Annotated in this window: 24 protein-coding genes; 12 read left to right on the forward strand and 12 right to left on the reverse strand. The window is 57.2% G+C overall.

The genetic code is table 11. From position 1 onward, the window contains the following. Positions 1-59 precede the first annotated feature (59 nt). From ABD735_RS12200 to yrfG, 4 genes are all read right to left on the reverse strand, one after another. Positions 60-1,613, reverse strand: coding sequence for a phosphoenolpyruvate carboxykinase (locus ABD735_RS12200; RefSeq protein ID WP_344806776.1), 1,554 nt, complete (start codon positions 1,611-1,613; stop codon positions 60-62). A 164-nt stretch (positions 1,614-1,777) separates the two neighbouring features. Further along, positions 1,778-2,644 (reverse strand): Hsp33 family molecular chaperone HslO, encoded by an 867-nt coding sequence (gene hslO, locus ABD735_RS12205; RefSeq protein WP_344806779.1) that lies wholly within the window; start codon positions 2,642-2,644, stop codon positions 1,778-1,780. Further along, on the reverse strand, positions 2,641-3,072 hold the full coding sequence (locus tag ABD735_RS12210; protein ID WP_344806781.1) for an RNA-binding S4 domain-containing protein: 432 nt from the start codon (positions 3,070-3,072) through the stop codon (positions 2,641-2,643). Before ABD735_RS12210 ends, hslO begins: the two co-directional genes overlap by 4 nt. A gap of 13 nt (positions 3,073-3,085) precedes the next feature. Beyond that, positions 3,086-3,883 (reverse strand): GMP/IMP nucleotidase, encoded by a 798-nt coding sequence (yrfG, locus tag ABD735_RS12215; protein ID WP_344806783.1) that lies wholly within the window; start codon positions 3,881-3,883, stop codon positions 3,086-3,088. Between the two features lie 33 nt (positions 3,884-3,916). Here yrfG and ABD735_RS12220 point away from each other — a divergent pair, with 33 nt between their 5' ends. Then, positions 3,917-4,855 carry a 3'(2'),5'-bisphosphate nucleotidase CysQ family protein gene (locus tag ABD735_RS12220; protein ID WP_344806784.1) on the forward strand — a complete coding sequence of 313 codons (939 nt, stop codon included), beginning with the start codon at positions 3,917-3,919 and terminating at the stop codon, positions 4,853-4,855. A gap of 43 nt (positions 4,856-4,898) precedes the next feature. Here ABD735_RS12220 and ABD735_RS12225 read toward each other — a convergent pair whose 3' ends face one another. The 3 genes from ABD735_RS12225 to rsmD all read right to left on the reverse strand — a co-directional run bounded on the left by ABD735_RS12225 (position 4,899) and on the right by rsmD (position 6,884). After that, entirely contained in the window at positions 4,899-5,231 is a 333-nt protein-coding gene (locus tag ABD735_RS12225) for a hypothetical protein (protein WP_344806786.1), read from the reverse strand. A 127-nt stretch (positions 5,232-5,358) separates the two neighbouring features. Beyond that, positions 5,359-6,225 carry a bifunctional DNA-formamidopyrimidine glycosylase/DNA-(apurinic or apyrimidinic site) lyase gene (mutM, locus tag ABD735_RS12230; RefSeq protein WP_344806788.1) on the reverse strand — a complete coding sequence of 289 codons (867 nt, stop codon included), beginning with the start codon at positions 6,223-6,225 and terminating at the stop codon, positions 5,359-5,361. After that, positions 6,204-6,884: a 16S rRNA (guanine(966)-N(2))-methyltransferase RsmD gene (gene rsmD, locus ABD735_RS12235; protein WP_344806790.1), complete on the reverse strand. Its 681-nt coding sequence runs from the start codon at positions 6,882-6,884 to the stop codon at positions 6,204-6,206. The genes mutM and rsmD overlap by 22 nt, the downstream gene beginning before the upstream one ends. Before the next feature lie 132 nt (positions 6,885-7,016). Here rsmD and ftsY point away from each other — a divergent pair, with 132 nt between their 5' ends. The 8 genes from ftsY to ABD735_RS12275 all read left to right on the forward strand — a co-directional run bounded on the left by ftsY (position 7,017) and on the right by ABD735_RS12275 (position 15,155). Next, positions 7,017-8,273: a signal recognition particle-docking protein FtsY gene (ftsY, locus tag ABD735_RS12240; RefSeq protein ID WP_344806792.1), complete on the forward strand. Its 1,257-nt coding sequence runs from the start codon at positions 7,017-7,019 to the stop codon at positions 8,271-8,273. A 29-nt stretch (positions 8,274-8,302) separates the two neighbouring features. Further along, positions 8,303-8,977: a cell division ATP-binding protein FtsE gene (ftsE, locus tag ABD735_RS12245; protein ID WP_344806794.1), complete on the forward strand. Its 675-nt coding sequence runs from the start codon at positions 8,303-8,305 to the stop codon at positions 8,975-8,977. Further along, positions 8,974-10,134, forward strand: coding sequence for a cell division protein FtsX (locus tag ABD735_RS12250; RefSeq protein ID WP_344806796.1), 1,161 nt, complete (start codon positions 8,974-8,976; stop codon positions 10,132-10,134). The genes ftsE and ABD735_RS12250 overlap by 4 nt, the downstream gene beginning before the upstream one ends. A gap of 156 nt (positions 10,135-10,290) precedes the next feature. After that, positions 10,291-11,148 carry an RNA polymerase sigma factor RpoH gene (gene rpoH, locus ABD735_RS12255; RefSeq protein ID WP_344806798.1) on the forward strand — a complete coding sequence of 286 codons (858 nt, stop codon included), beginning with the start codon at positions 10,291-10,293 and terminating at the stop codon, positions 11,146-11,148. Positions 11,149-11,213: 65 nt separating this feature from the next. Then, the gene (locus ABD735_RS12260; protein WP_344806800.1) at positions 11,214-12,113 is read left to right on the forward strand and encodes an NAD(P)-dependent oxidoreductase; all 900 of its coding nucleotides are present in this window, start codon (positions 11,214-11,216) and stop codon (positions 12,111-12,113) included. Beyond that, positions 12,113-12,961 carry a co-chaperone DjlA gene (gene djlA, locus ABD735_RS12265; protein ID WP_344806802.1) on the forward strand — a complete coding sequence of 283 codons (849 nt, stop codon included), beginning with the start codon at positions 12,113-12,115 and terminating at the stop codon, positions 12,959-12,961. Before ABD735_RS12260 ends, djlA begins: the two co-directional genes overlap by 1 nt. 45 nt (positions 12,962-13,006) lie before the next feature. Continuing rightward, a complete protein-coding gene (locus tag ABD735_RS12270; RefSeq protein ID WP_344806804.1) occupies positions 13,007-13,687 on the forward strand; it encodes a heavy metal response regulator transcription factor in 681 nt (226 codons plus the stop codon). A 19-nt stretch (positions 13,688-13,706) separates the two neighbouring features. Beyond that, a complete protein-coding gene (locus tag ABD735_RS12275; protein ID WP_344806806.1) occupies positions 13,707-15,155 on the forward strand; it encodes a HAMP domain-containing sensor histidine kinase in 1,449 nt (482 codons plus the stop codon). A 14-nt stretch (positions 15,156-15,169) separates the two neighbouring features. Here ABD735_RS12275 and ABD735_RS12280 read toward each other — a convergent pair whose 3' ends face one another. Next, positions 15,170-15,454, reverse strand: coding sequence for a hypothetical protein (locus ABD735_RS12280; RefSeq protein WP_344806808.1), 285 nt, complete (start codon positions 15,452-15,454; stop codon positions 15,170-15,172). Between the two features lie 311 nt (positions 15,455-15,765). Then, positions 15,766-16,239 (reverse strand): transcription elongation factor GreB, encoded by a 474-nt coding sequence (gene greB / locus ABD735_RS12285; protein WP_344806810.1) that lies wholly within the window; start codon positions 16,237-16,239, stop codon positions 15,766-15,768. 110 nt (positions 16,240-16,349) lie between these two features. Between greB and ABD735_RS12290 the strand changes: the two genes are divergently transcribed. After that, positions 16,350-17,069, forward strand: coding sequence for a hypothetical protein (locus tag ABD735_RS12290; RefSeq protein WP_344806812.1), 720 nt, complete (start codon positions 16,350-16,352; stop codon positions 17,067-17,069). Between the two features lie 75 nt (positions 17,070-17,144). On the opposite strand, the gene ABD735_RS12295 is transcribed toward ABD735_RS12290, so the two are convergent. Next, positions 17,145-17,411 (reverse strand): acyl-CoA-binding protein, encoded by a 267-nt coding sequence (locus tag ABD735_RS12295; RefSeq protein WP_344806814.1) that lies wholly within the window; start codon positions 17,409-17,411, stop codon positions 17,145-17,147. Between the two features lie 128 nt (positions 17,412-17,539). Here ABD735_RS12295 and ABD735_RS12300 point away from each other — a divergent pair, with 128 nt between their 5' ends. Continuing rightward, positions 17,540-18,022, forward strand: a complete 483-nt coding sequence (locus ABD735_RS12300) for a DUF4442 domain-containing protein (protein WP_344806816.1) — start codon at positions 17,540-17,542, stop codon at positions 18,020-18,022. Here the strand turns inward: ABD735_RS12300 and ABD735_RS12305 are convergent. After that, the gene (locus tag ABD735_RS12305) at positions 17,952-20,180 is read right to left on the reverse strand and encodes an ATP-dependent helicase (protein ID WP_344806818.1); all 2,229 of its coding nucleotides are present in this window, start codon (positions 20,178-20,180) and stop codon (positions 17,952-17,954) included. The genes ABD735_RS12300 and ABD735_RS12305 overlap by 71 nt on opposite strands. A 214-nt stretch (positions 20,181-20,394) precedes the next feature. Between ABD735_RS12305 and ABD735_RS12310 the strand changes: the two genes are divergently transcribed. Continuing rightward, the gene (locus ABD735_RS12310; protein ID WP_344806819.1) at positions 20,395-20,958 is read left to right on the forward strand and encodes an ankyrin repeat domain-containing protein; all 564 of its coding nucleotides are present in this window, start codon (positions 20,395-20,397) and stop codon (positions 20,956-20,958) included. Positions 20,959-21,001: 43 nt separating this feature from the next. Here ABD735_RS12310 and speD read toward each other — a convergent pair whose 3' ends face one another. Next, a complete protein-coding gene (gene speD, locus ABD735_RS12315) occupies positions 21,002-21,805 on the reverse strand; it encodes an adenosylmethionine decarboxylase (protein ID WP_344806821.1) in 804 nt (267 codons plus the stop codon). Between the last annotated feature and the right edge of the window lies 1 nt (position 21,806).

Here is a 21,806-nt window from a genome sequence, read left to right on the forward strand (position 1 = left end):
AGTGCTTATCTGATCGGCATTAGATCATCAGATCGGCTTTTTCGTATCCGTATTTCACACTAGCCGATTTTGGGGCCTGCCGCCTTGATGGCGTCAGATACGTCGAACTTCTCGAAGTTTTCGTTGAACTGTTTGATCAGTTCAGCCGCTTTGGCGTCGTAGGCAGCCGGGTCTTTCCAGGTCTGCCGCGGATTCAGCAGCTGGCTGTCGACGCCCGGGAGGCTCGTTGGCACACGCAGGTTCAGATCCGGAAGGAGCTCCGTTTCATCAGCGTTGATGGTGTCATTCTGGATGGCCGTAATGACGGCACGTGTCACAGGAATGCTGAAGCGGCTGCCGACGCCATGTGGGCCGCCAGTCCAGCCAGTGTTGACCAGATAGACCTTGCTGCCGAACTCTTCGATCCGCTTCATCAACAGCTCAGCGTACACGCCTGCTGGGCGTGGGAAGAAGGGTGCACCAAAACAGGTGGAGAAGGTCGACTTGAGCTTCGAGCTCGAGCCCATTTCAGTGGACCCGACCAGCGCGGTATAGCCACTGAGGAAGTGATACGCTGCCGCTTCCTTGGACAATAACGACACGGGCGGGAGTACGCCGGTCATGTCACAGGTCAGGAACACGATGGCCTGAGGCTCGCCAGCCTTGTTCTCGAGTACACGCTTTTCAACGTGTTCAAGCGGATAGGCGCAACGGGTATTCTCAGTAAGACTGACATCGTTATAGTCAGGAGTGCGGGTATGCTCATCGATGACCACGTTCTCGATGATCGCACCGAAGCGAATGGCATCCCAGATGATGGGCTCATTTTTCTGACTCAGATCGATGGTCTTGGCATAGCAGCCGCCTTCGATGTTGAAGACCACACCACGGCCCCAGCCATGCTCGTCGTCACCGATGAGAAAACGCTCAGGGTCAGCAGAGAGTGTGGTCTTGCCGGTGCCGGACAGGCCAAAGAAAAGACAGGTTTCGCCGTCGTCGCCGACGTTTGCGCTGCAGTGCATAGGCAGCACGTCTTTCTCTGGCAACAGGAAGTTCTGAACAGAAAACATCGCCTTCTTCATTTCCCCGGCGTAGCGCATGCCAGCCAGCAGCACCTTGCGACGTGCAAAGTTGATGATGACTGCGCCATCGCTATTGGTGCCGTCACGCTCAGGCTCGCAGGTAAAATTCGGCACGTTCAGCACCTGCCACTCCTGCTTGTCGGCAGAGTTGTAACGTTCTGGAACGATGAACATGGTGCGGCCGAAGAGATTGTGCCAGGCCGTTTCGGTCGTGACCTTGATCGGCAGGTAGTGCTCACTGTCGGCACCGACGTGCAGCGTGGAGACAAATTGGTCCTTGCCGGAGAGGTAGGATTCAACACGGTCCCACAGGGCATCAAACTGGTCCTGCTTGAACGGGCGGTTGATCGCGCCCCAGTCAATCGAGTCGCTGGTACTGGCTTCTTCAACAATGAAGCGGTCTTTGGGTGAACGACCGGTACGATGACCAGTATCAACAACGAGTGCACCATTGTCGGCAAGGCGGCCTTCGTTGCGACGGATCGCCTGCTCGACCAGTTCGGCCGTGCTCAGGTTGGTATAGGTAGTCACATTTGAACTGTTCGTGCTCACTGCTGGTTAACCCTCAAAAGACTGAAAAGACAGCAAAATCAGCATCCCATGTGTTGCGAGAAAGGATATCCTGATCCGGTGCTGATATTGCCACCTGCATTCTGGCGCGCATTATGCCAAAAAGCAGGCTAAAAGACGATACGGGAGCCTCAGTTCCCGCCTCTTCAGCTGGCGGGTTCGAGGCAGCTCGAGGGCAGATGGTAGGCCTTGCCACAGAACTGGCAGGTGAGATCAATGACTTCCTGCTCTTTTCGAAGGCTTTCTCTCTCATCAAGCGGCAGCGACTGAAGTGCGTCTAAAAAGCGCTGTTCACTGCAACTACAGGAAAATTTCACCTTGTCCGACGACAAGAGCTGGATGTCATCCTCGTGAAACAGCCTGTAAAGAATGTCCACCACGGGAAGGTCGAAGACTTCTTCGACCTTCAAGGTGTTGGCCAGGTGACCTATGCGCTCCCACTCCAACGCCTGCCGTGCCCTGTCGTCAGTGGGCAGGCACTGGATAAGCAGCCCACCCGTTCTCATCCTTCCTGCAGTCTGCCCCGAGTCGGCGGCCTTGTGCTGGAATAGCCAGAGATGTGTCGGCAACTGTTCCGAGCGCTCGAAATAATCCTCCACGCAAGCGGCCAGCGTGGGGTGCGACAGCGCGACGATACCCTGATACCGCTGACCTCTTTCGGGGCTGAGCGTAATGGCAAGCGTGGCCTTGTCTGCAAAGGCCTGGTCGATGCTGGAGCTGGCGGGCGTCTCGCTGAAGTGGGCGATTCCGCGAATTTCATGGCGGTGATTCGCTTCAGCCATGAGCATGCTGACTGGCCCTGTACTGCGCGCCTGCAGGCTTGTGGAGCCTTCGATCTTCAATGTGGCGCTGAGGAGCACCGTGGTGCAGAGGCTCTGAGCCAACAGCTCATAGACGCTGGCGGGATACTCGGCAAAGGCGGTGGCGTCGGCCAGGGATTGGTCCAGCAAAACAAGATGCCCGCGAATATCGAGCTCGGGAAACATGAATTTATGCAGGTAATCAGCGTTCATAGCTGGTTCTCGTCGTTAACGTTTCTGAAGCGGTGGATCTGGCGGCGATCACGCTTGGTCGGGCGTCGCGCCGGCGGCATGGCGGCCATTTTCATCTGGCGTCTGACTTCAGCTTCCTGTTCGCGCGCGACAAGGCTTTCTGGAGTCTCTTCATACAGCAGCGCCGCATCAGGGGCAGAGCCGCGCCGGCCACTGACGGCAGTCACGATGACGGTTCGCTGCGAGAAACCGGCACGGAAGCGAATTTCAGCGCCGACGGCTACGGTCTTGCCGGGCTTGCAGCGTTGATCGTTGTAGAAGACCTTGCCGCCTTCGATCGCTGCCCGCGCAAGACTGCGGGTCTTGTAAAAACGTGCGGCCCAGAGGTACTTGTCCAGGCGAACGGCTTCGGGGGCTGAAGCGCTGTCTTCTTCTCGCTGCTGTTTCAAGTGGCTGTGTCCTTCAGTGGCGATGTTCTCCTGCGGCGACGTCGTCCGAAGTCAGGGTGGGTGTGCTTGTCGTTGAGGATTCTGGTATCAGTTCGCCAAGGTCGGTGAGCATGGGTACCAGCACACTGTCTGTATTACTTCCTTCGACTACTTTGCTGATACGGCGGTAGGCCTCGTCAGAGACCTGTCCACGGCTGTCAGGCTGCGCGATGCCGTAGAGGTGACGAATGCCGTGAGCGGCGGCGGCTTCGAGCACCTGTACGTTGTCATCGATAAACATGGTGTGCGATGGCTGGAAGTTCAGAGCCTGCTGCAGATGTGTCCAGAAGCGGTCAGCCTCCTTGGGCTCCCCGTAATCGTGCGACGAAATGATTCTGTCGCTACTGAAATACTGACCGAGACCAACGGCTTCCAGCTTTATTTCGAGCCCCGCGCGGTGGGCGTTGGTCACGATATAAGCCGATGCTGGCAGCGACTGTAGAAACTGCAGCAGACGTTCCGTGCCGGGACGATACTGTATGAGATGGCCAATTTCGCGCTTCAACGCGGTGATATCGACATCGAGCGTCTCGCTCCAGTAGTCGAGGCAGTACCAGTTCAGCGTCCCTCGCTGAGCCTGAATCAGAGCAGTCACGTGGCGTCGGGCCTCGGTAGGCTCCTGCTGGTGAATCTGCGCATAGCGCAGGGGCAGGTGCTCCATCCAGAAATGGTTGTCGTAGTTGAGATCGAGCAGGGTGCCGTCCATGTCCAGCAGCACGGTCTCGATCTCTGACCAATCTGGCCGCTTGTCAGCGCCCGTCGTTTCCTTCATCGTTACTCCATCAGACTTATAACAGGGAACGTCATGCTTACTACGGATCACATCGCCATTCTGGCGCCGCGTATTGAACATCTTATCAAACGTGCCGGTGCAGCAACACTGGAGGTCTTCAACGCGCCCGGAGAACTTGAAGTCACGACCAAGGCCGATGCCTCACCAGTGACGATCGCCGACCATCGTGCTCACCAGATCATCATGGAGGGCTTGAACAGGCTGGCAGCCGATCTTCGGCAACCTTCCCATGGTGAGGGCGACGAAGGACGCAGTGCCCTTATGGCGGCCACAGCGGCACTTGTAGAGCACCTGCCAGTACTCTCTGAAGAAGCTGCGCTGCAATCCTTCGAAGAAAGGCAGTCGTGGACGACTTACTGGCTGATTGATCCGCTCGATGGCACCAGGGAGTTTGTGAGCGGAAACGGCGAATACACCATCAATATCGCGCTCATCCACAATCATGAGCCAGTGGCAGGCTGGGTGTACGCGCCCGTGCAGGCGACATTGTATTCAGGGTGGCGTATGCAGGACTCGGCAGCAGCCTTTCGAGAGCGCGACGGCCAGAAGACGGTAATTCATACGCGATTACCGGACAGGCCCGGCGCACAGGGAATCGATGTGGTGGCCAGCAGGCGGCATGGTACGGATGCGCTCGCACCGATTATGGAGAAGGCTGGTGAACTGTTTTCCGAGGTGAGGACGACGAACGTTGGCAGTTCTTTGAAAATCTGTTTGCTGGCGGCTGGTGAAGCCGACTGGTATCCCCGGCTGGCGCCCACCTCAGAGTGGGACACCGCAGCCGCGGACGCCGTATTGCGGGGCGCGGGTGGCATCATGGTCGATACCAGTCACGTGCCCCTGCGGTATAACACCGGAGACTCGATTCTGAATCCGCATTTCCATGCATTTTCATGCGACCATGCGGTCTGGCGCGAGCTCCTCGGCCAGGACTCTGTCAGCGGGATCTGAGAGACATCTGATACTTCAAAGTTCCGGTGCTGTCAGAAGCTGGTCAGTTGGTACCGGCTACGACCACATCGTCCTTGCGTCCGGTCTGGGTGCAGCCCAGGCAACGGACGAAAGTGGTTGTGGCTGGGCCGACAACCAGTGTGTCGGCAGCTTCCCTGACATTACCACCAAGGGCGGAAAATGGCAGCGAGGCTATGAATACGGCTGTGCCAACGACAGTCATGCCAAACAGGACTGGACGTGCAAACACGGCATCGCCGGTCATGGCCAGGGCACTTGGTTTCTCTTCAATGACATCGGCAAAGCTGGCAGATGGCACGATCAAACTGGCGGCGAACAATGCGCCTCCCACTACTTTACTCACTTTCCCGAACATGATGACCTCTCCCACGACATAGGTATGTACCTGTTCAAGGTAGCAGGGCTCTGCTGGAGTGCCAGATGGGGCAACCAATTGAAGCGAATCACTGCAATTGGTTACAAAGTGGACGCGGTGTCCGGTGTCAACGCTGGCAGTGTTTACAATATACGGTAGTGCGCTGATTCAGACGGATATCATGCAGAATGGCCGCACAGCCCGGACAGGCGAGCCCGCCACGACCATAGACCTGGAGTGATTGCTGGAAATAACCGGGCTTGCCATCGCCACCCACGAAATCGCGCAGGGTGGTGCCGCCTTGTTCGATGGATTGCTGCAGACGAAATTTGATGGCCTCGGCCAGGCGATCATAGCGGACAGCTGAAATGAGTCCGGCCTTGCGGGTCGGTAGAATACCGGCCTGAAACAGGGCCTCGTTGGCATAAATATTACCAACCCCGACCACAATATCCTGATTCATGAGAAAGCTCTTTACGGCCGTGCGAACGCCTTTTGATCGGCGATATAGATAGGCACCGTCGAAGGCGTCCGACAGAGGTTCCGGTCCCAGGGCTTTCAGCAGCCAGTGAGAGGCTTCTTCTTCGGCGGTATTCGTCGGCCCCAGCAGGTGCCAGCTGCCGAATCGGCGAGGGTCGTTATACCGCATGATCATGGCCTCGCCCTGCGGATGAGCACGGTCTTCGAGCACGATATCGACATGATCATGCTTCTTCACCGGCGTACTGGCAGGACAGATTCTCAGTGAACCACTCATTCCGAGGTGAACGATCAGCCCCGCGTAGCCGCCACCCGGACGCTGGAGATCGATGATGAGATACTTTGCGCGTCGACGTATGCCGGTAATGAGCGAGCCGGTTACCGTTACCGCCAGCGTGTCCGGGATCGGCCAGCGCAGACGGGAGTCGCGAATCTCGACCCGGTGGACCCTGCGTCCAGTGACATGTGGTTCCAGCCCTCGCCGGGTGGTTTCTACTTCGGGGAGTTCTGGCATCTGATCAGTCCGTACTGAAGTTGACCGGCGAGCTTGTGGCGATAAAGGTCCCAGCCGGTCGGCAGCATGGCCGCCACATTGACCACCTTTTCCGCCTCAAAGTAGATCAGCGCAGTAGATTTCAGCAGCTGACTTCCGCAGAGAGTCTCGAGACAGGGTTGGAGCAGACCCTTCCCAAAGGGCGGGTCGAGGAAGACCAGATCGAATCGCCGATTCGCGTCCTGAGCTTCCAGCGCCGTCATCACTGACAGGGCAGCCCCGCAGCGAACCTCGAAATTTACCTTCGAAAGGGGTTCACTGCCACTCAGGTGCTCCAGCGACGCGCTGATCTGCCGACAGACCCGGGTATTGGTATCTGCGAAAACAACAAAGGCTGCTCCGCGAGACAAGGCCTCGGCCCCGAGTGCGCCGGTTCCGGCGAACAGGTCGACACAGTGAAGCCCACTGAGTCCTTCCTCTCCACCGAGTCCATAGTAGCTGCCGAGCCAGTTGAACACGGTTTCCCGAATGCGGTCCAGCGTCGGTCGTAGTCCCTCCGCAGCTTCAAACTGCAGCTTGCGGCCCCTGAAACGACCAGCAATCAGGCGCACCTCAGAGACCTCGCTACGGCCGCCCTGCCTTTCACTGCGGCTCTTGCCGCGTTGTACTTTACCAGCCAAATGCCCACTCCCTTCGATACGGCTGTAATTTTGACACCAAGGTGCCTAGAATGCTGCATTGCATTTCACCGGCCGGATCATAACAAAGCATATTCGCGCAAGCCTGGCCAAGCCTCAAATTAAAGGACTTCCATGGATCAAGCTCTCAATTACCTGGTGATTTTCGGCACGCTGCTGTGCCTGCTCCTCTGGATCGGGGACATGCTGCAGCGGCGCAGCCAAAGGCCCAAGCCAAAGCAGTTCGAGCTCAGGGATTTCGACAGCAAACAGGCTCGTGCCATCGAGCCTGGCAAGGCAGAAAAGGTCCCGCCACCGAAAGCTAAGCCGGATGTGCCAACAGAAAGCGGACCGGTGGCTCGCCCATCAGAGCCCTCGCTCAGACCGGCCCCTGAAGCGCCCAAACCTGTAGAGCCAGTCAAGCCAGCGCCCCCAGGCGAAGCGCCCGAGAAGGTACCCGTCGAGACAGAGAAGGGCTGGCTTGAAAGAATGCGTGCCGGTCTGAGCAAGACCAGGGCCGGGTTTGGCAAGAACCTCTCTCAGCTGTTCTCAGGCGCTCAGGCACTTGATGAGGATCTGCTGGAAGAGCTCGAAACTCTTTTGATCACTGCAGACGTGGGTATGTCTGCCACCCAGGATATCATCGCCTCCATCAGCGAGAAGCTTGAAAAGAAGCAGCTGAAAGACACAGCAGCAGTCAAAGCTGCGCTGAGACAGGAGCTCATCAGTATACTCGAGCCCTGCGCCGTTCCCCTTGATACCAGCGCCCACAAGCCCTTCATGATGCTTGTGGTTGGCGTCAATGGCGTTGGCAAGACCACGACGATCGGCAAGCTGGCCAGTCGTTACAAGGCAGAAAACAAGAAAGTGTTGCTGGCTGCAGGTGATACCTTCAGAGCCGCGGCGGTCGAGCAGTTGCAGGTCTGGGGTGAGCGAGCCGATGTGCCGGTAGTCGCCCAGCATCAGGGTGCCGACAGTGCATCGGTGCTGTTCGATGCCATGCAGTCCGCGACGGCAAAGGGTTTCGATATCGCAATTGCCGATACGGCTGGCCGGCTGCAGAATAAGGATGAGCTGATGAACGAGCTGAAGAAGGTCGTTCGCGTCATTCAGAAACACGATACCACGGCGCCGCACGAAGTGCTGCTCGTGGTGGATGCCACGACCGGTCAGAATGCCCTCAGTCAGGCCAAGCTCTTCAAGGAAGCTGTGTCTGTCACTGGTATTGCCGTGACCAAGCTGGACGGGACTGCGAAGGGGGGCATTCTGTTCGCCGTCGCAAGGCAGTTCGGTCTGCCGATCAGGTTCATCGGTGTCGGCGAGGCTGTCGGTGATCTGCGGGCATTCTCGGCCGAAGACTATGTCGATGCCATGCTGGGCACAGACCACTGAGTACCGCAGGGCTTGCAGGCGAGAGGCACATGATCGAGTTCCGTAACGTCAGCAAACATTATGGGCAGAAGCAGGTCGCGCTGGACCGTGTAGACCTGCGCCTGCAGCGTGGTGAGTTTGCGTTTCTGACCGGGCACTCAGGCGCAGGCAAGAGCACGCTGCTCAAGCTCCTGCTCCGGCTTGAACAGCCGAGCTCAGGCGAGGTCTACGTGGGCGGGCAGGCGCTGTCGACCATGCTGGCTCGACAGGTGCCTTATTACCGACGCCACCTCGGTTTCGTGTTCCAGAACGCACACCTCATTCCCGAGCGCAGTGTGTTCGACAATGTGGCGATGCCACTGATCATTGCCAACGTCGATAGCCGCGAGCTGCAGCGGCGGGTTCATGCAGCGCTAGACAAGGTGGGCTTGCTGCGTAAGGAGCGGGCCATGCCAGAATCGCTATCCGGTGGTGAGGCCCAGAGAGTGAGTATCGCACGAGCGATCGTCAATCGACCGCCGATCCTGCTGGCGGATGAACCGACCGGCAATCTGGATCCAACGCTGTCTGCTGAAATTCTCAATCTCTTCGAGGCCTTCAATCAGGTGGGTGTGACGGTGCTGATTGCCAGTCATGATCTTGATCTGCTGGAGGCGCTGGGCCATAGAATCATCAGGCTGGAACATGGCGCCATCAGTGGCACCGCGCATGGGGTGGCCTCATGAAGCGTCATGCCTCGAAGTCCGGCCAGCCGCCAGAGCAGAAGCCCATCAGGAAGTCCGGCATGAGGGGTGCGGCCCGGGTGCCTGCCAAGCCCGCCGCGAGATCGTCCACGAAGCCCGTTCGTTCCCAGACGCAGTCGCCTGCATCAGGTAAGGTGGCCACACCTAAACAGCCTCGTGCCGAAGGCGGAGCCCGCGAAGGGCTCCAGCTGTCGCCTGCCCAGAGCTATCTTCGCCATCATCGACGCTGTGCCTCAGACGCGCTGAGCTTTCTTATCGGAAGACCATTCGCTGCTGCGCTGACTTCGCTGGTAGTGGGGCTGGCACTCTCGCTGCCACTCATTCTCATCTTTCTGTCCTACAACATCGATCGCGTTGTGGCGCCGCTGCAGGCCAGTGGCGTCATCAATGTGTATTTCGATCCTGCACTCACTACCCAGCAGGCATCAGATCTGGCTCAGGTGATCAGCAAGCGGCCTGACGTCCGCTCAACAGACTTTATCGACAAGACCGAGGCGCTCGAACAGTTCAAGGATGATCCTGGCTGGTCGCAGACGCTCTCCCAGCTCGGGAACAATCCTTTGCCAGCCTCTGTGGTCGTCACGCCACTTGGTATCGAAGCGCCAGAGGGGGCCAGCAATATTCCGGGCAGCCCTCGAGCCTCGGCACTCGTCGATGCGCTGAATGGGCTGCCCGGTGTCGACGTTGTGCAGTCCGACAGCGAGTGGCTGGAACGTCTGCGCCTTATTCAGGACTTCCTGACCTCGTTTTTCGCCATGCTGGTCACTTTTTTCGGCATCATCGTCTGCGTCATTATCATCAATACCGTCAGGTTGAATGTTGAAGCCAAGCGGGAAATGATACTGGTGACACAAATGATCGGCGGCACGCACGCCTTCGTTCGCAGGCCATTTCTGTACCTGGGCTTTTTTTATAGCCTGGTCGGTATGGTCATCGCGGCCATCATTGCTGTGATAGGCGCGGGCATGCTGGAATCCGCCATGACACCCTTGCTGAGAAGCTATGAGCTGGACTTCGAGCTGTACATGCCTGATATTGACGCTTTCCTCGGCTTCATCCTGCTGAGTCTGGTTCTCTGCGTTGGATCCGCTTTCGTCGCCGCGAGCGTACAGATCAAGCGTATCGAGTACAGTGGATGACACAGCGCACCCCTCGCTGGCCGGCACCCTACTTGAATCGAGGCTCGACTCGGCAGATAATTCTGCCGAAGCAAGATTGCAGAATTATAACTTTTACCTATCATTAATGATGATACAATAGGTTTAAGAAATTGTTACAGCATTGGAGCTGATCACATGAGCAAAGCACTACAACCAGTAGATTTGTTGACCCCGGTCGGCAACCTGGAAAGCTATGTTCAGGCTGTTAATAGTGTAGCGGTCCTTAGCGCTGAAGAAGAGCGGGACCTTGCGCTCCGGTACCATGAGGAAGGGGAGCTCGACGCTGCCCGACAGCTGGTACTGGCGCACCTGAGATTCGTTGTACACATAGCACGGTCCTACAGCGGCTATGGATTACCGCTGGCTGATCTCGTCCAGGAAGGGAATATCGGCCTGATGAAGGCTGTGAAGCGTTTCGACCCACATTATGGTGTGCGTCTGGTGTCCTTCGCCGTGCATTGGGTAAAGGCCGAGATGCATGAATATATTCTGAAGAACTGGCGCATTGTCAAAGTGGCGACCACCAAGGCGCAGCGGAAACTGTTTTTCAACCTTCGCTCGTCGAAGAAAAAGCTCGCCTGGCTGAGCCAGGACGAGGTAAAGGCCGTGGCAGAAGACCTTGGTGTGAACGAAAAGGTCGTGATGGAGATGGAAAGTAGAATGTCCGGTCAGGACACTGCTTTTGATGCCTTCTCCGATGACGATGACGATGCAGCCTATCTGGCGCCCGCGAGCTACCTTGAAGACAGCTCCCGAGACCCTGCGCGCCTGCTCGAGTCCGAGAACTGGGAGGAAGATTCTACTTCCAGGCTGCATACAGCCCTGACCAGGCTCGATGATCGTAGCAAGGACATCCTGCAGAAGCGCTGGCTGAGTGACGAGAAATCGACACTGCATGATCTCGCCGATGAGTATGGCGTGTCAGCGGAGCGAATTCGGCAGCTTGAGAAAAATGCGATGAAGAAGATCAGAGCTGAACTTGCAGCGGCCTGACCGGACACCAGTACACGTATATAACCGCCGAGAGGCGGTTTTTTTTTACAGCGGAGGATCCCGGGATGAGCACAGGACAACACTGTCGAATCCGAACGGTAGCCTTCCTTGGGCTGGGTCTGATGGGCCAACCTATGGTGAGTCGTCTTCTGACCTCCGGGTATGATTTGCAGGTCTGGAATCGCACCCGAAGCAAGGCCCGGCAGTTCGAGGAAGATGGCATACTGAGAGATAGCGCTCAGGCAGCAGTGTCCAGTGCGGAGGTGGTCGTGTTCATGCTGACCGACGGGCCGGCAGTTGATCAGGTGCTGCGGTCGCTGGATCTCGCGCAAACCGCCGAAGATGCTCTTATCATCGATATGAGTTCGATTAGGCCCGAGATGGCAAAACAGCATGCAGCACTGGTCGCTGCCGCGGGCAGGCGCTATCTCGATGCCCCTGTGTCCGGAGGTACGCCTGGCGCAGCGGCTGGAACGCTGTCCATCATGGCGGGTGGGCAATCCGACGATTTTGAGACAGCGGTCACCTTCCTCAAGAACTTCGGAACGCCGCGCTATATGGGTGAAGCTGGTTGTGGCCAGATCGCGAAGCTCGCCAACCAGGCCATTGTCGGTATCACGATTGGTGCGGTGTCGGAAGCAATGCTGCTGGCGAAGAAAGCCGGTGTGGATGCTGTCGCTTTGCGGGAGGCCCTGTTGGGTGGCTTTGCCGCCAGCCGAATTCTTGAACTGCACGGCCAGCGCATCATCGATGACGATTTCGAGCCTGGAGGACGTTCATCGGTTCAGCTGAAAGACATGCGCAGCGTGTGCCAGCTAGCTGACGCACTCGACCTGGAGCTCCCGATTTCGGAGCTCGTCGCCTCGCTCTATGCACAGATGAGCGATGAGCACCTGCAACTTGATCACAGTGCCCTTTATCTCCATTTGCGTTCCCTCAGGGCGCATCATATCAACGAGGATTGATGAATTTGTTTGGAAAACTGATCGCTGGCCTGCTGGGCTATCTCATACTGGGCATTCCGGGTCTCATTCTCGGCTTGTTGATTGGCCATCTGTTCGACAAAGGCCTCGCAGGCATAGCTGCTGACCCCCGCCTATCCGATCCGGTGTATCGGGCCAAGATTGAAGCCAGCTTCTTCCGGCTCAGTTTCCAGATGCTCGGCGCCATGGCGAAGGCCGATGGGCGCGTGAGTGAAATGGAGCTTCAGGCGGCACGGGCACTCATGCAGCGCATGAACCTGGATGAGCAGCGCACCGCCGAAGCCATGACTGCCTTCAATGCCGGCAAGAGTCCTGATTTTGATCTTGATGCGGCGCTGAACGAGTTCTCCGAGGTGGTCGACAAGCGCAAGGATCTGGTGGCTTTCCTCATTCAGACGCTGGCCGTCATGGCAGCTGCAGACGGTCACCTCGACGAAGCCGAAAACGAATTCCTCATGCAGGTCGGCACCCGTCTCGGCGTCTCCAGGGCCCAGCTACAAATGCTCCTGCGGATGATGGCGGCCCAGTCGGGCTTCCATGGTCAGACCAGAGGCGGAGGTCAGCAAGGCGGCTATCAAGGTGGCGGACAGCAACCACCACATGTTTCGGAAGCCGAGCGCCTTGAGCAGGCCTATTGGGCCCTCGGCGTCAGCCAGAATGACAGCGATGCCACGATCAAGAAAGCCTATCGCAAGCTCATGAGCGAGCATCATCCGGACAAGCTGGCGGCTCGTGGTATTCCAGAATCGATGCGTGCCCTGCACACTGAGAAAGCGAAGGAGATTTCGACCGCCTATGAACTGATCAAGGCAAATCGTGGTATGAAGTAGACAGGTAAGGCATAAATTGCGCAACAGCATAATGGAGCAAACGCGATGCGGGTGTTAGTAATTGAAGACGATGCAGATGTAGCCAACTATCTCAACAAGGGCTTGAAAGAGAGTGGCTATACCGTGGATCTGGCGGACAATGGAAAGGACGGCCTGCACATGGCCCTGGAGGAGCAGTACGACCTCCTGATCGTGGACCGTATGTTGCCGGGCCTGGACGGCGTAAACGTCGTGAAGCGGCTCAGGGCCGAAGAAAAGACCACGCCTGTGTTGTTCCTCAGTGCGCTGGGTGAAGTCGATGACAGGGTGCAGGGCTTGAAAGCCGGCGGCGACGACTATCTCGTCAAGCCATTTTCATTCAGTGAGTTGCTGGCCAGGGTGGAGTCTCTGCTCCGCCGCACGCAGAACCAATCTGACATCGTGACGTCGCTGAAGGTCGCGGACCTGGAAATGGATCTGCTCGCCCGGACTGTAAAACGCTCCGGTCAGAAGATCGATCTGCAGCCGCGCGAGTTCCGTCTGCTTGAGTACTTCATGCGGAACCCGGATCAGGTGCTGACCCGAACCATGTTGCTGGAGAAGGTGTGGGATTATCATTTCGATCCGCAGACCAATGTCATCGATGTGCATATCAGTCGCCTGCGTTCAAAGATCGACAAGGATTTCAGCGTGCAGCTGCTGCATACCGTTCGGGGCTCTGGCTATATTCTCAGGGAAGGTGAGTGATCCGGAGGTCTGACTGCCAGTGAGGTTCAGCCGAATACTCAGTTCGTCCAGTTTCCGGCTGGCTTTCGTGTACATGCTGCTGTTTGCAGCCTCGGTATTCGTGCTGCTCGGCTTTATTTACTGGGCTACCGTCGGCTTCATGACCGATCAGGTCGAAGAGACGATACAGGCCGAGATTCAGGGGCTTGCCGAGCAATATCGCCGACAGGGTTTGCGCGGTATGGTCAGCGTGCTCAATGAGCGTGTGCTGAGCCGACCCACTGGCGAGTCGCTGTATCTTATCGTCAACAGCGAAAAGAAACCGCTGGCTGGCAACCTGAATGAGTGGCCAGCAGTGCTCGAAGATAGAAATGGCTGGATCAGCTTCTATCTGAATCGTCCGGCCGATCGTTTTGAGCAGCCTCACCTGGCCCGCGCCAAGCTGTTCCAGCTGCAGGGTGGCTACATGCTGCTGGTTGGCAGAGATGTTTATGACCTGTTCAGGGTCAGGGCCTTGATAGAGCAGTCGCTGCTCTACGGCATCGGCATTACCATCGCCCTCGCCTTTATTGGAGGGGTGCTGCTGGCGCGGGGTACCCGAACCAGAATCGAAACCATCAACCAGACCAGTCGCAAGATCATGCAAGGCGATCTTTCATTGCGGGTGCCAGTACGTGGAACGGGCGATGACTTCGACGAGCTTGCGGTGCACCTCAACCGCATGCTCGAGCAGATCGAAGAACTCATGGCAGGTGTCAAGCATGTCTCGGACAATATCGCCCACGACCTGAGAACCCCGCTGACACGTTTGAGAAGCCGGCTTGAAGTGCTGTCTACCAACAGGCTCGATAGCGGCTCGCAACAGATTGTCGAAGAGGCGCTGGGCGAAACTGACCGTTTGCTGATCACCTTCAATTCCCTGCTGCGAATAGCCAGAATCGAATCCGGTGGCTACCAGGCTCACTTTACCAAAGTGGATATGGTTGGGCTGGTCAACGACGCCATCGAGCTCTACGATGCGCTTGCCCAGGACAAGAATCAGACCGTCGAAGTGGAACTGGCTGAGAGTGCCTGCGTCAGCGGAGACCAGAATCTGCTATTCCAGGCCGTAGCCAATCTGCTCGATAACGCGATCAAATACAGTCCTGAAAACAGTCGGGTTGGCATTCAGCTCGACGGAGGTAGGGAAGTCACGTTGACGGTCTGGGATACTGGTCCGGGCATTGCACCCGAAGAGCGGGAACATGTATTCGAGCGCTTCTACCGCGTCGACAAGACCCGTGGCCTACCCGGCAACGGCCTTGGCCTGAGTATGGTCAGAGCGGTGGCAAGAATGCACAAGGGTCGGATCGAACTGTCAGAAACTTCAGCAGATTCGACAGGGCTGAAAGTGATCATCACACTCCCGGCCTGCGATGGCGTAACAGTCTCACCGCCGGCCTTGCCCTACCAGGGCGATTCTGCGCCACGACCCCAGGCCCTCAAATAAGGGCGGCAGTCGACTCAGCCTTTGCGGCCGAGGAAGCCCTTGACGGTATCCGAGGTGGTTTTTAACGGATGCCTGGCTGCATTGGTAATGAAACTTCGGGCTCTCTGCACGCCAGCCTTTTTCTGGTCCAGGCGGGCCCGTAGACTGTCGAGCTCACCTTCGAGATGCTTCTGTTCAGCCATGATGTAGGCCAGAACAGTGTGCCGGTTGAAGTCATCCGTAATTCCCAGCTTTTCCAACCGCCCTCCGATGAGGTCGAGTCCGGAGAGTGCCTTGTCCATCATAATCTGTGTATTCATCCTGCTGCTCCTGCGCATTCGATCACGCCCATAGCGGCCGCAATCACTGTTATCTTTGCCATACGGTGGCGCTGGCTTCAGGATGCTAAGCCCTGGCCCTAGAGCGAGCAACCTAAAACATGGGGCCAATTACAGATACTTAACGCGGCGGCCACCTCATGGCCACCAGCGAAGCCCTATAGTGGTAGCCATGAGAGGGCAATTGAATTGTCTTTTTCATGAGTAGCTCCTGTGTAGGGTCTCGTACAGGTCCCCCTGACCAGACCCAATTTGAACCTCGGTGATTACCGGGGTTTTTTTTCGTCCGGAATTCAGTGCTCGTAAGCGATGGCGTTTACAGTCCATACCAGCGCCCCAGAGGGCGTCTTGACGACGACTTCATCGTCGACCTGTTTACCGACCAGAGCCCGGGCCATCGGCGAGTCGATGGAAATATTTCGACTGCCTGCCTCGATTTCGTCTCCGCCAACGATTCGATAGCTCACTACCTTGCCCTCTTCATTCTCCACTTCTACTGTGGCCCCAAAAAACACCCGGCCCTCCTGCTCGGGGGAATAGTCAACGATTTTGAGGTCTTCGAGCTGCCGGCTCAGATAGCCCACGCGCCGGTCGATTTCCCGCAGGCGTTTCTTGCCATAGATGTACTCTGCATTCTCGCTGCGGTCACCAAGTGCAGCTGCTTCACTGACCGCGCGGGTAACCTCAGGACGTTCCACTTTCCAGAGCTGCTGCAGCTCTGCACTGAGTTTTTCCCAGCCCTGGCGGGTGATGAGCTTGGCTTTCATGAGAGTTACCGTTGCTGGATTGTATAAGAGAGCACAATATCGTAGTCGTATAGTATGGATAATGTACGGTGCACAGAAACTATAACTAGAAAAGCCGGGAAGACTACATCATGGACACACGCTTACGAATAGGAATGGCGGCTTTGACCAGCCTCCTGCTTGCTACCAGCTTGCTCAGCTTCGCCGAAGAAGATGAGCTTATTGAAATCGTCGATCCTGTCACGTCTTCCCAAGGCGGGACGGAGGAGCGCGTCGAATACACCGAAGTCGAGGTCGTCGAGGAGTTGGTGCAGCAGGATGCAGCTGATACCCAGGCCCGCAGCGAAGAAAGCGAAAAGGACGTGGTGACTCAGCCACTGCTGGTCGATCCCGAAACCAGAGAGATCGAGGCCGTGGTCATTCAGGCCGACGTACCTGGACCCGAGATAATCAAAAAGGACGAGTTCGTGATTCTTGAGGGCAAGCCGCTCGATACGAACACACCGCAGAACGTGCCTTCGGCAGAGCGCAACAGCGATCTGCTCGATCCACAGCGAACCGACCGCTCTACCGTGGAAACGATTCCCTTCGAGCCGATGGATCTGCAGGCCATGTCTCAAATGGGGATAGATGGCGCGCTGGATGCGCCTGACCTGAATCGCTCGGAAGATCCTCAGGCCGCCGTGTCTCCGCTCTCGGACGAACAGGCCAGAGAGCAGCTGAGAAAATACGATACCCGGGAAGATCTTGGTCGTTTCAACGTGCCGAGCGAGTTTCGATTGCGCCCGGCCCCAGTCGATGTGACCGGCAGAACCTACAACTACGATTATCTGATCTCGACACCGCGCTGATCACACGCGGTGGTCGCCACGCGGTGGTCGCCACTGATCAGCGCAGGCACTGGGGCTGCGCTGATCGACTGCGTGCTAGCGGTTTTTCAGGTTTTCGATCGAATCGATGTAGCGCTGCATGGCTGATTCCTTGCTGATGCCCTTCAGATCCGCCCAGGCGTCGTACTTCGCGCGGTTGATGAAGTCCATCATGCCGGGACGGCTGCCGGTGACATCGCCCTCGGTAGCCTGCTTGTACAGGCCATACAGCTCGAGCTTCAGTTCGTTCGAGGGCTTGAAGTCGCCTTCGGCATTCTTGACGTAATCGACGGTCTCGTTAAATTCCTTTTCCAGATCGCTCATGGTATCTCCTTGGGACGTAAAGGGCAGGCCAGAGGCGCGCAGCGCGTGGCGCCGAATGTTTGCAATTTTGCAGAACTGCGCCAAGAATACCGCCCTCACTCACAACTTGGAAGGATGCCTGCATCAGCATGAACAAACTCGCCTCTATTGTCGGTCGAATCAACGGATTACCGGGCTTCGCCCGTTCACGCGCGCTGACGCTGTTCTTCAACAGGCTGGTGAAATATGCGGGTACCAGTGGCACGGTGGTCGAAAAGCTCACTACCGAGCATTGCATCGTGACACTGAAGAATCGCAAGCGTGTACAGAATCACATCGGTAGTGTGCATGCGGTGGCCTGCGCCCTCATTGCCGAGTCGGCCACCGGTTTCGTAGTGGGCATGAATGTGCCGGACGACAAGGTGCCCGTCATCAAGAGCATGAATATCGATTACGTCAAGCGGGCCAAGGGCGACATGCGTGCCGAGGCCAGACTCACTGCGGCTCAGATTCAGGCGATGAAGACGGAAGACAAGGGCGAGGCTGTTATCAATGTGGTGATCACCGATGCAGAGGGGAAATCACCCTTGATAGCAAAGATGGTCTGGGCCTGGACGCCGAAGCGTCGCTAGAGCCTGTTTCGACGGCTTCGCTGTTCAGCAGCCCGAAGTAGCGCTCGACTACGGCGGTGGTGATTTTTGGCGCAGGCTCTCCAGCTGCCGATTCGAGCACATCGGCGGCTGCCAAAGAGGCTTCCAGATCCATCTCGGCGATGAATGGGCTGATGGCGCCAGTACCGGAATCGGGCGCAGGAGCCGAAAGATATAGCGAGTCTTTCGCCCTTGTGATGCCCACGTAGACCAGGCGACGTTCAGCTTCCATGTCCGTCGGCTTGCCGGCCGCCTCTGCGCCCTGCCCGCTGCGGCGATAGGGCAGCACGCTATCCTTGAAGCCTGCCACCACGACCGTTGGCCATTCCAGGCCCTTGGTCTTGTGAATGGTCGTCAGCTCCACGATCGCTGGTCTGTGGTCGCTGCCGCTACGTTGGCCATTCCCCAGCCCGGCTTCGGTCCGCAGTTCGTCAAAATGCTGAAGCGTGTCCATGACCGGCAAATTCAGCACCTTGATGTAGTAGTAAAGCCCAAGCACGTTGTTCACCTTTTCGTCTGCCGCCTCTGTCGTCAATGCTGAAGCGCCCAGCTGCGAGAGCAGATCCGTCTGGGTAATATATTGGCTGAGCACGGTCGCGGCCGAGCCTGACGACAAGGTGGCCGCGCGCAGGGCTGCGAGGGTGCCTTCGATCCGTGATAATTGCCAGCTACTGATGCCGTATTGGGCCTTGCAGGTCAGCTTGGTCAGGCCAATCTGTTCGAGCTGGGCAGGCGCCGCTGGGTCGATTCGAGCGAGTGACCTGGTCAGCCCTCTCAGAATGTCGTCCCGCACGGCGACGTGGGGAAAGCGCAGGACTTCCAGCATGATCTCGCTACGGGTCTCGAAGGGCAGTGCAGACCAGTTTGCGGCCGTCGCCCGCAGCAGATTCAGCACCTGCCGTACTTCCCGATTGTTCAGGGCCCCCTTGTTCTCGTCGATGCGGTAAGGCATGCGATTGGCCAGCAGCGCCAGCTCGATGGGAACGGCCTGCGACCAGAGCCGGCACAGAATCGCGACTGGTGTAGTGGCGCCTGCAGCAGCTGAGGCCGGTGCCAGCTGTTGGAGTAGCCTGGCGATGGCATGGGCTTCGTCCGGGCTGTTCAGCACCTCCACAGTCGTGCTGGGCGTCGATTGGTGGGCGCGACAGAGAATGTCCCGACGCTGCTTGTTATGGCCGATCAGATGATTGGCCGCGAGCGCGGCGCGGTGGCCGTAGCGAAAAGACCAGGTGAGTTGAAACGGCGCTGGATCTTCGAAGTCTTCCTGGAAGCGTTTGAGGATGAAATCGGTACTGGCGCCTCTGAACTCATAGATGGTCTGGTCTGGATCGCCGACGATAGTGACCCTGGCTCGCGAGCCTGCGATGTATTTCAGCAGCTGATGCTGCACTTCGTTGGTGTCCTGATACTCATCGACCAGCACCACATCCATCTTGTCGCGCACCAGCCGTCGCAGTGGTTCATGGGCTTGCAGACATTTGACCGGTTCATACAGCATGTCCGCAAAACTGATGCGGCTCTCACGCTGGCGCCAGTCTTCGAACAACTGGGCAACATCCTTGAGAAAACTGAACTTTGGCTGTATGTCCAGCTGCTCGAAGGTGAGCTCGAAATCGGTCAGTTGCGCCTTGCTGATGTCCAGAATGGCTTCGGCCTTCTCGATATGCTCCTTCTTGTCGCGATTCAGCGTGCTTCGCAAATCCTCAGGGGCCACTTCGCGAATCAGGCGCCAGAGCTGAAACTGGATTTCGCCTTCGCTGAGAATCTTTGGATTGAATGGCTCGAGATAGCCTTCTTCGATAAAGCGTTTGTAAAGGCGCAGGCCCATAGCGTGATAGGTGCGTATTTCGGGCAATGGCTGACCCGGCTTGTCAGACCCCATGGCGAGCTTGCGCAGCTTCTTCTCGAATTCAAGCTTGGCCGCGCGGTTGAACATCAGTACCAGAATGCGCTGGGCGCTCAGCTCGTTGTCGAGCAGGTGAAGAATACGGTGTGCCAGCGTCGTCGTCTTGCCGCTACCCGCGACTGCCGTAATGGCCACGTGAGTGACTGGTGCCTGAATGATGGCACGCTGCTCTGCCGTCAGTTGCATGGTGTCAGCAACAGTCTCGGTCCTTGTTGGCTTGTTCAAATCGGGCAAAGCGTGTTCCGTGTCGAATTCCTGGCAAGTGAGCCGCCGCTTGCCTGTACTTGTGCTGCAGTTATCGCGCAAACTGCTGATCAGGAAGCTATAGGGCTCAAGGGCTCACCAATAACAAACAATACTACCAGAACACCGCGTTGAAGCAGAGCCGCATCGAGTGAAGTCATCCGACTCGGTCTGCAAGGAATAGCGGGTTCGAAAAGGAAGACTCATGCTCAAGAGAAATGCTACAGCGCTCGTGCTGCTCCTTGCCGCGCCGCTTGTGCTGCAGGGCTGCGCGACCCCGCCGAAAACCGATGCTACCGCCGTGTTGTCTGCCGTAAGCAAGGGTGATACCCAGCGCCTGGTAAATCAGTTGGCAGAAGGCGCCGATCCGAATGTGATCAGCCCCGAGAACCAGGAAACGCCGCTGCACATTGCCGCACGCCGGGGCGACAGTCGGGCTGTGCAGGCGCTCGCTGCCTCGGGGGCTGATCTCGATGCCAGAAGCTCAGACGGCGCCACGCCCCTGGCACTGGCCATCACCAACGGACATCTCTCGACTTCCAAAGCGCTGATCAGGGCTGGCGCCCGCGTAAACACCGAATATCAGGACAAGCCATTATTGATGATCGTCGTCGAGCAGGGCTCATTGCTCATGGCGCAGGTCATGCTTTCGGCTGGCGCAAGCGTGAATGCGCGGGACGCCGATGGCGATACCGCATTAATGGTGGCAGTGAAGAAGAATAATGAAGATATGCAGATGCTACTCAGGCAGTCTGGTGGCGAGATCTGACCCTGCGGCCAGATCTGCCAGCGCCCCTTGAAGGGCGCTGAATCTATTCCTGATCCGGAGAAAGGTTTCTCGAGTAGAAAATTTCCCGCATTTCGCGCTGCAGACGACGTCTCACGCCGTCTGCCTGATCTTCTTCCATCTCGTCGGCACCAGAACCGAACAGATAGTTGTCCAGATCGAAATCTTTCAGCATCATTTTCGTGTGGAACAGGTTTTCCTGGTACACGTTCACGTCGATCATCTGATACAGGTTCTGGGTATCCTGTGTCAGGAACTCCTGAATCGAATTGATGTCGTGGTCGATATAGATCTTGGTACCGTCCAGCTCGCGCGTGAAACCACGTACCCGGTAATCGATCGTCACCACATCGGAATCGAAACTGTGAATCAGGTAGTTCAAGGCCTTCAACGGTGAAATCAGACCGCAGGTCGACACGTCTATATCAGCGCGGAAGGTGCTGATACCACCGTCCGGATGACTCTCCGGGTAGGTATGGACCGTCACGTGGCTCTTGTCGAGGTGCGCCACCACGGTCTCGGGCAACGGGCCTGGCGAAGCCTCGTCAGATCCCGGGGGTGGTGGCACTTCATGCTCGGCGATGAGCATGGTGACGCTGGCGCCGTGGGGATCGTAATCCTGGCGTGACACGTTCAGAATGTGCGCGCCTATGATCTCGACAACATCGGTGAGAATCTGAGTCAGACGCTCGGCGTTGTACTGCTCGTCGATATAGGCGATGTAGGCATCTTTCTGTTCCTCTGTCACCGCATAGCTCATATCATAGATATTGAAGCTGAGTGACTTGGTCAGATTATTGAAGCCGTGCAGTTTTAACTTATCATTCATT

It is taken from the genome of Allohahella marinimesophila (genome assembly GCF_039538005.1).
GTDB lineage: Bacteria > Pseudomonadota > Gammaproteobacteria > Pseudomonadales > Oleiphilaceae > Allohahella > Allohahella marinimesophila.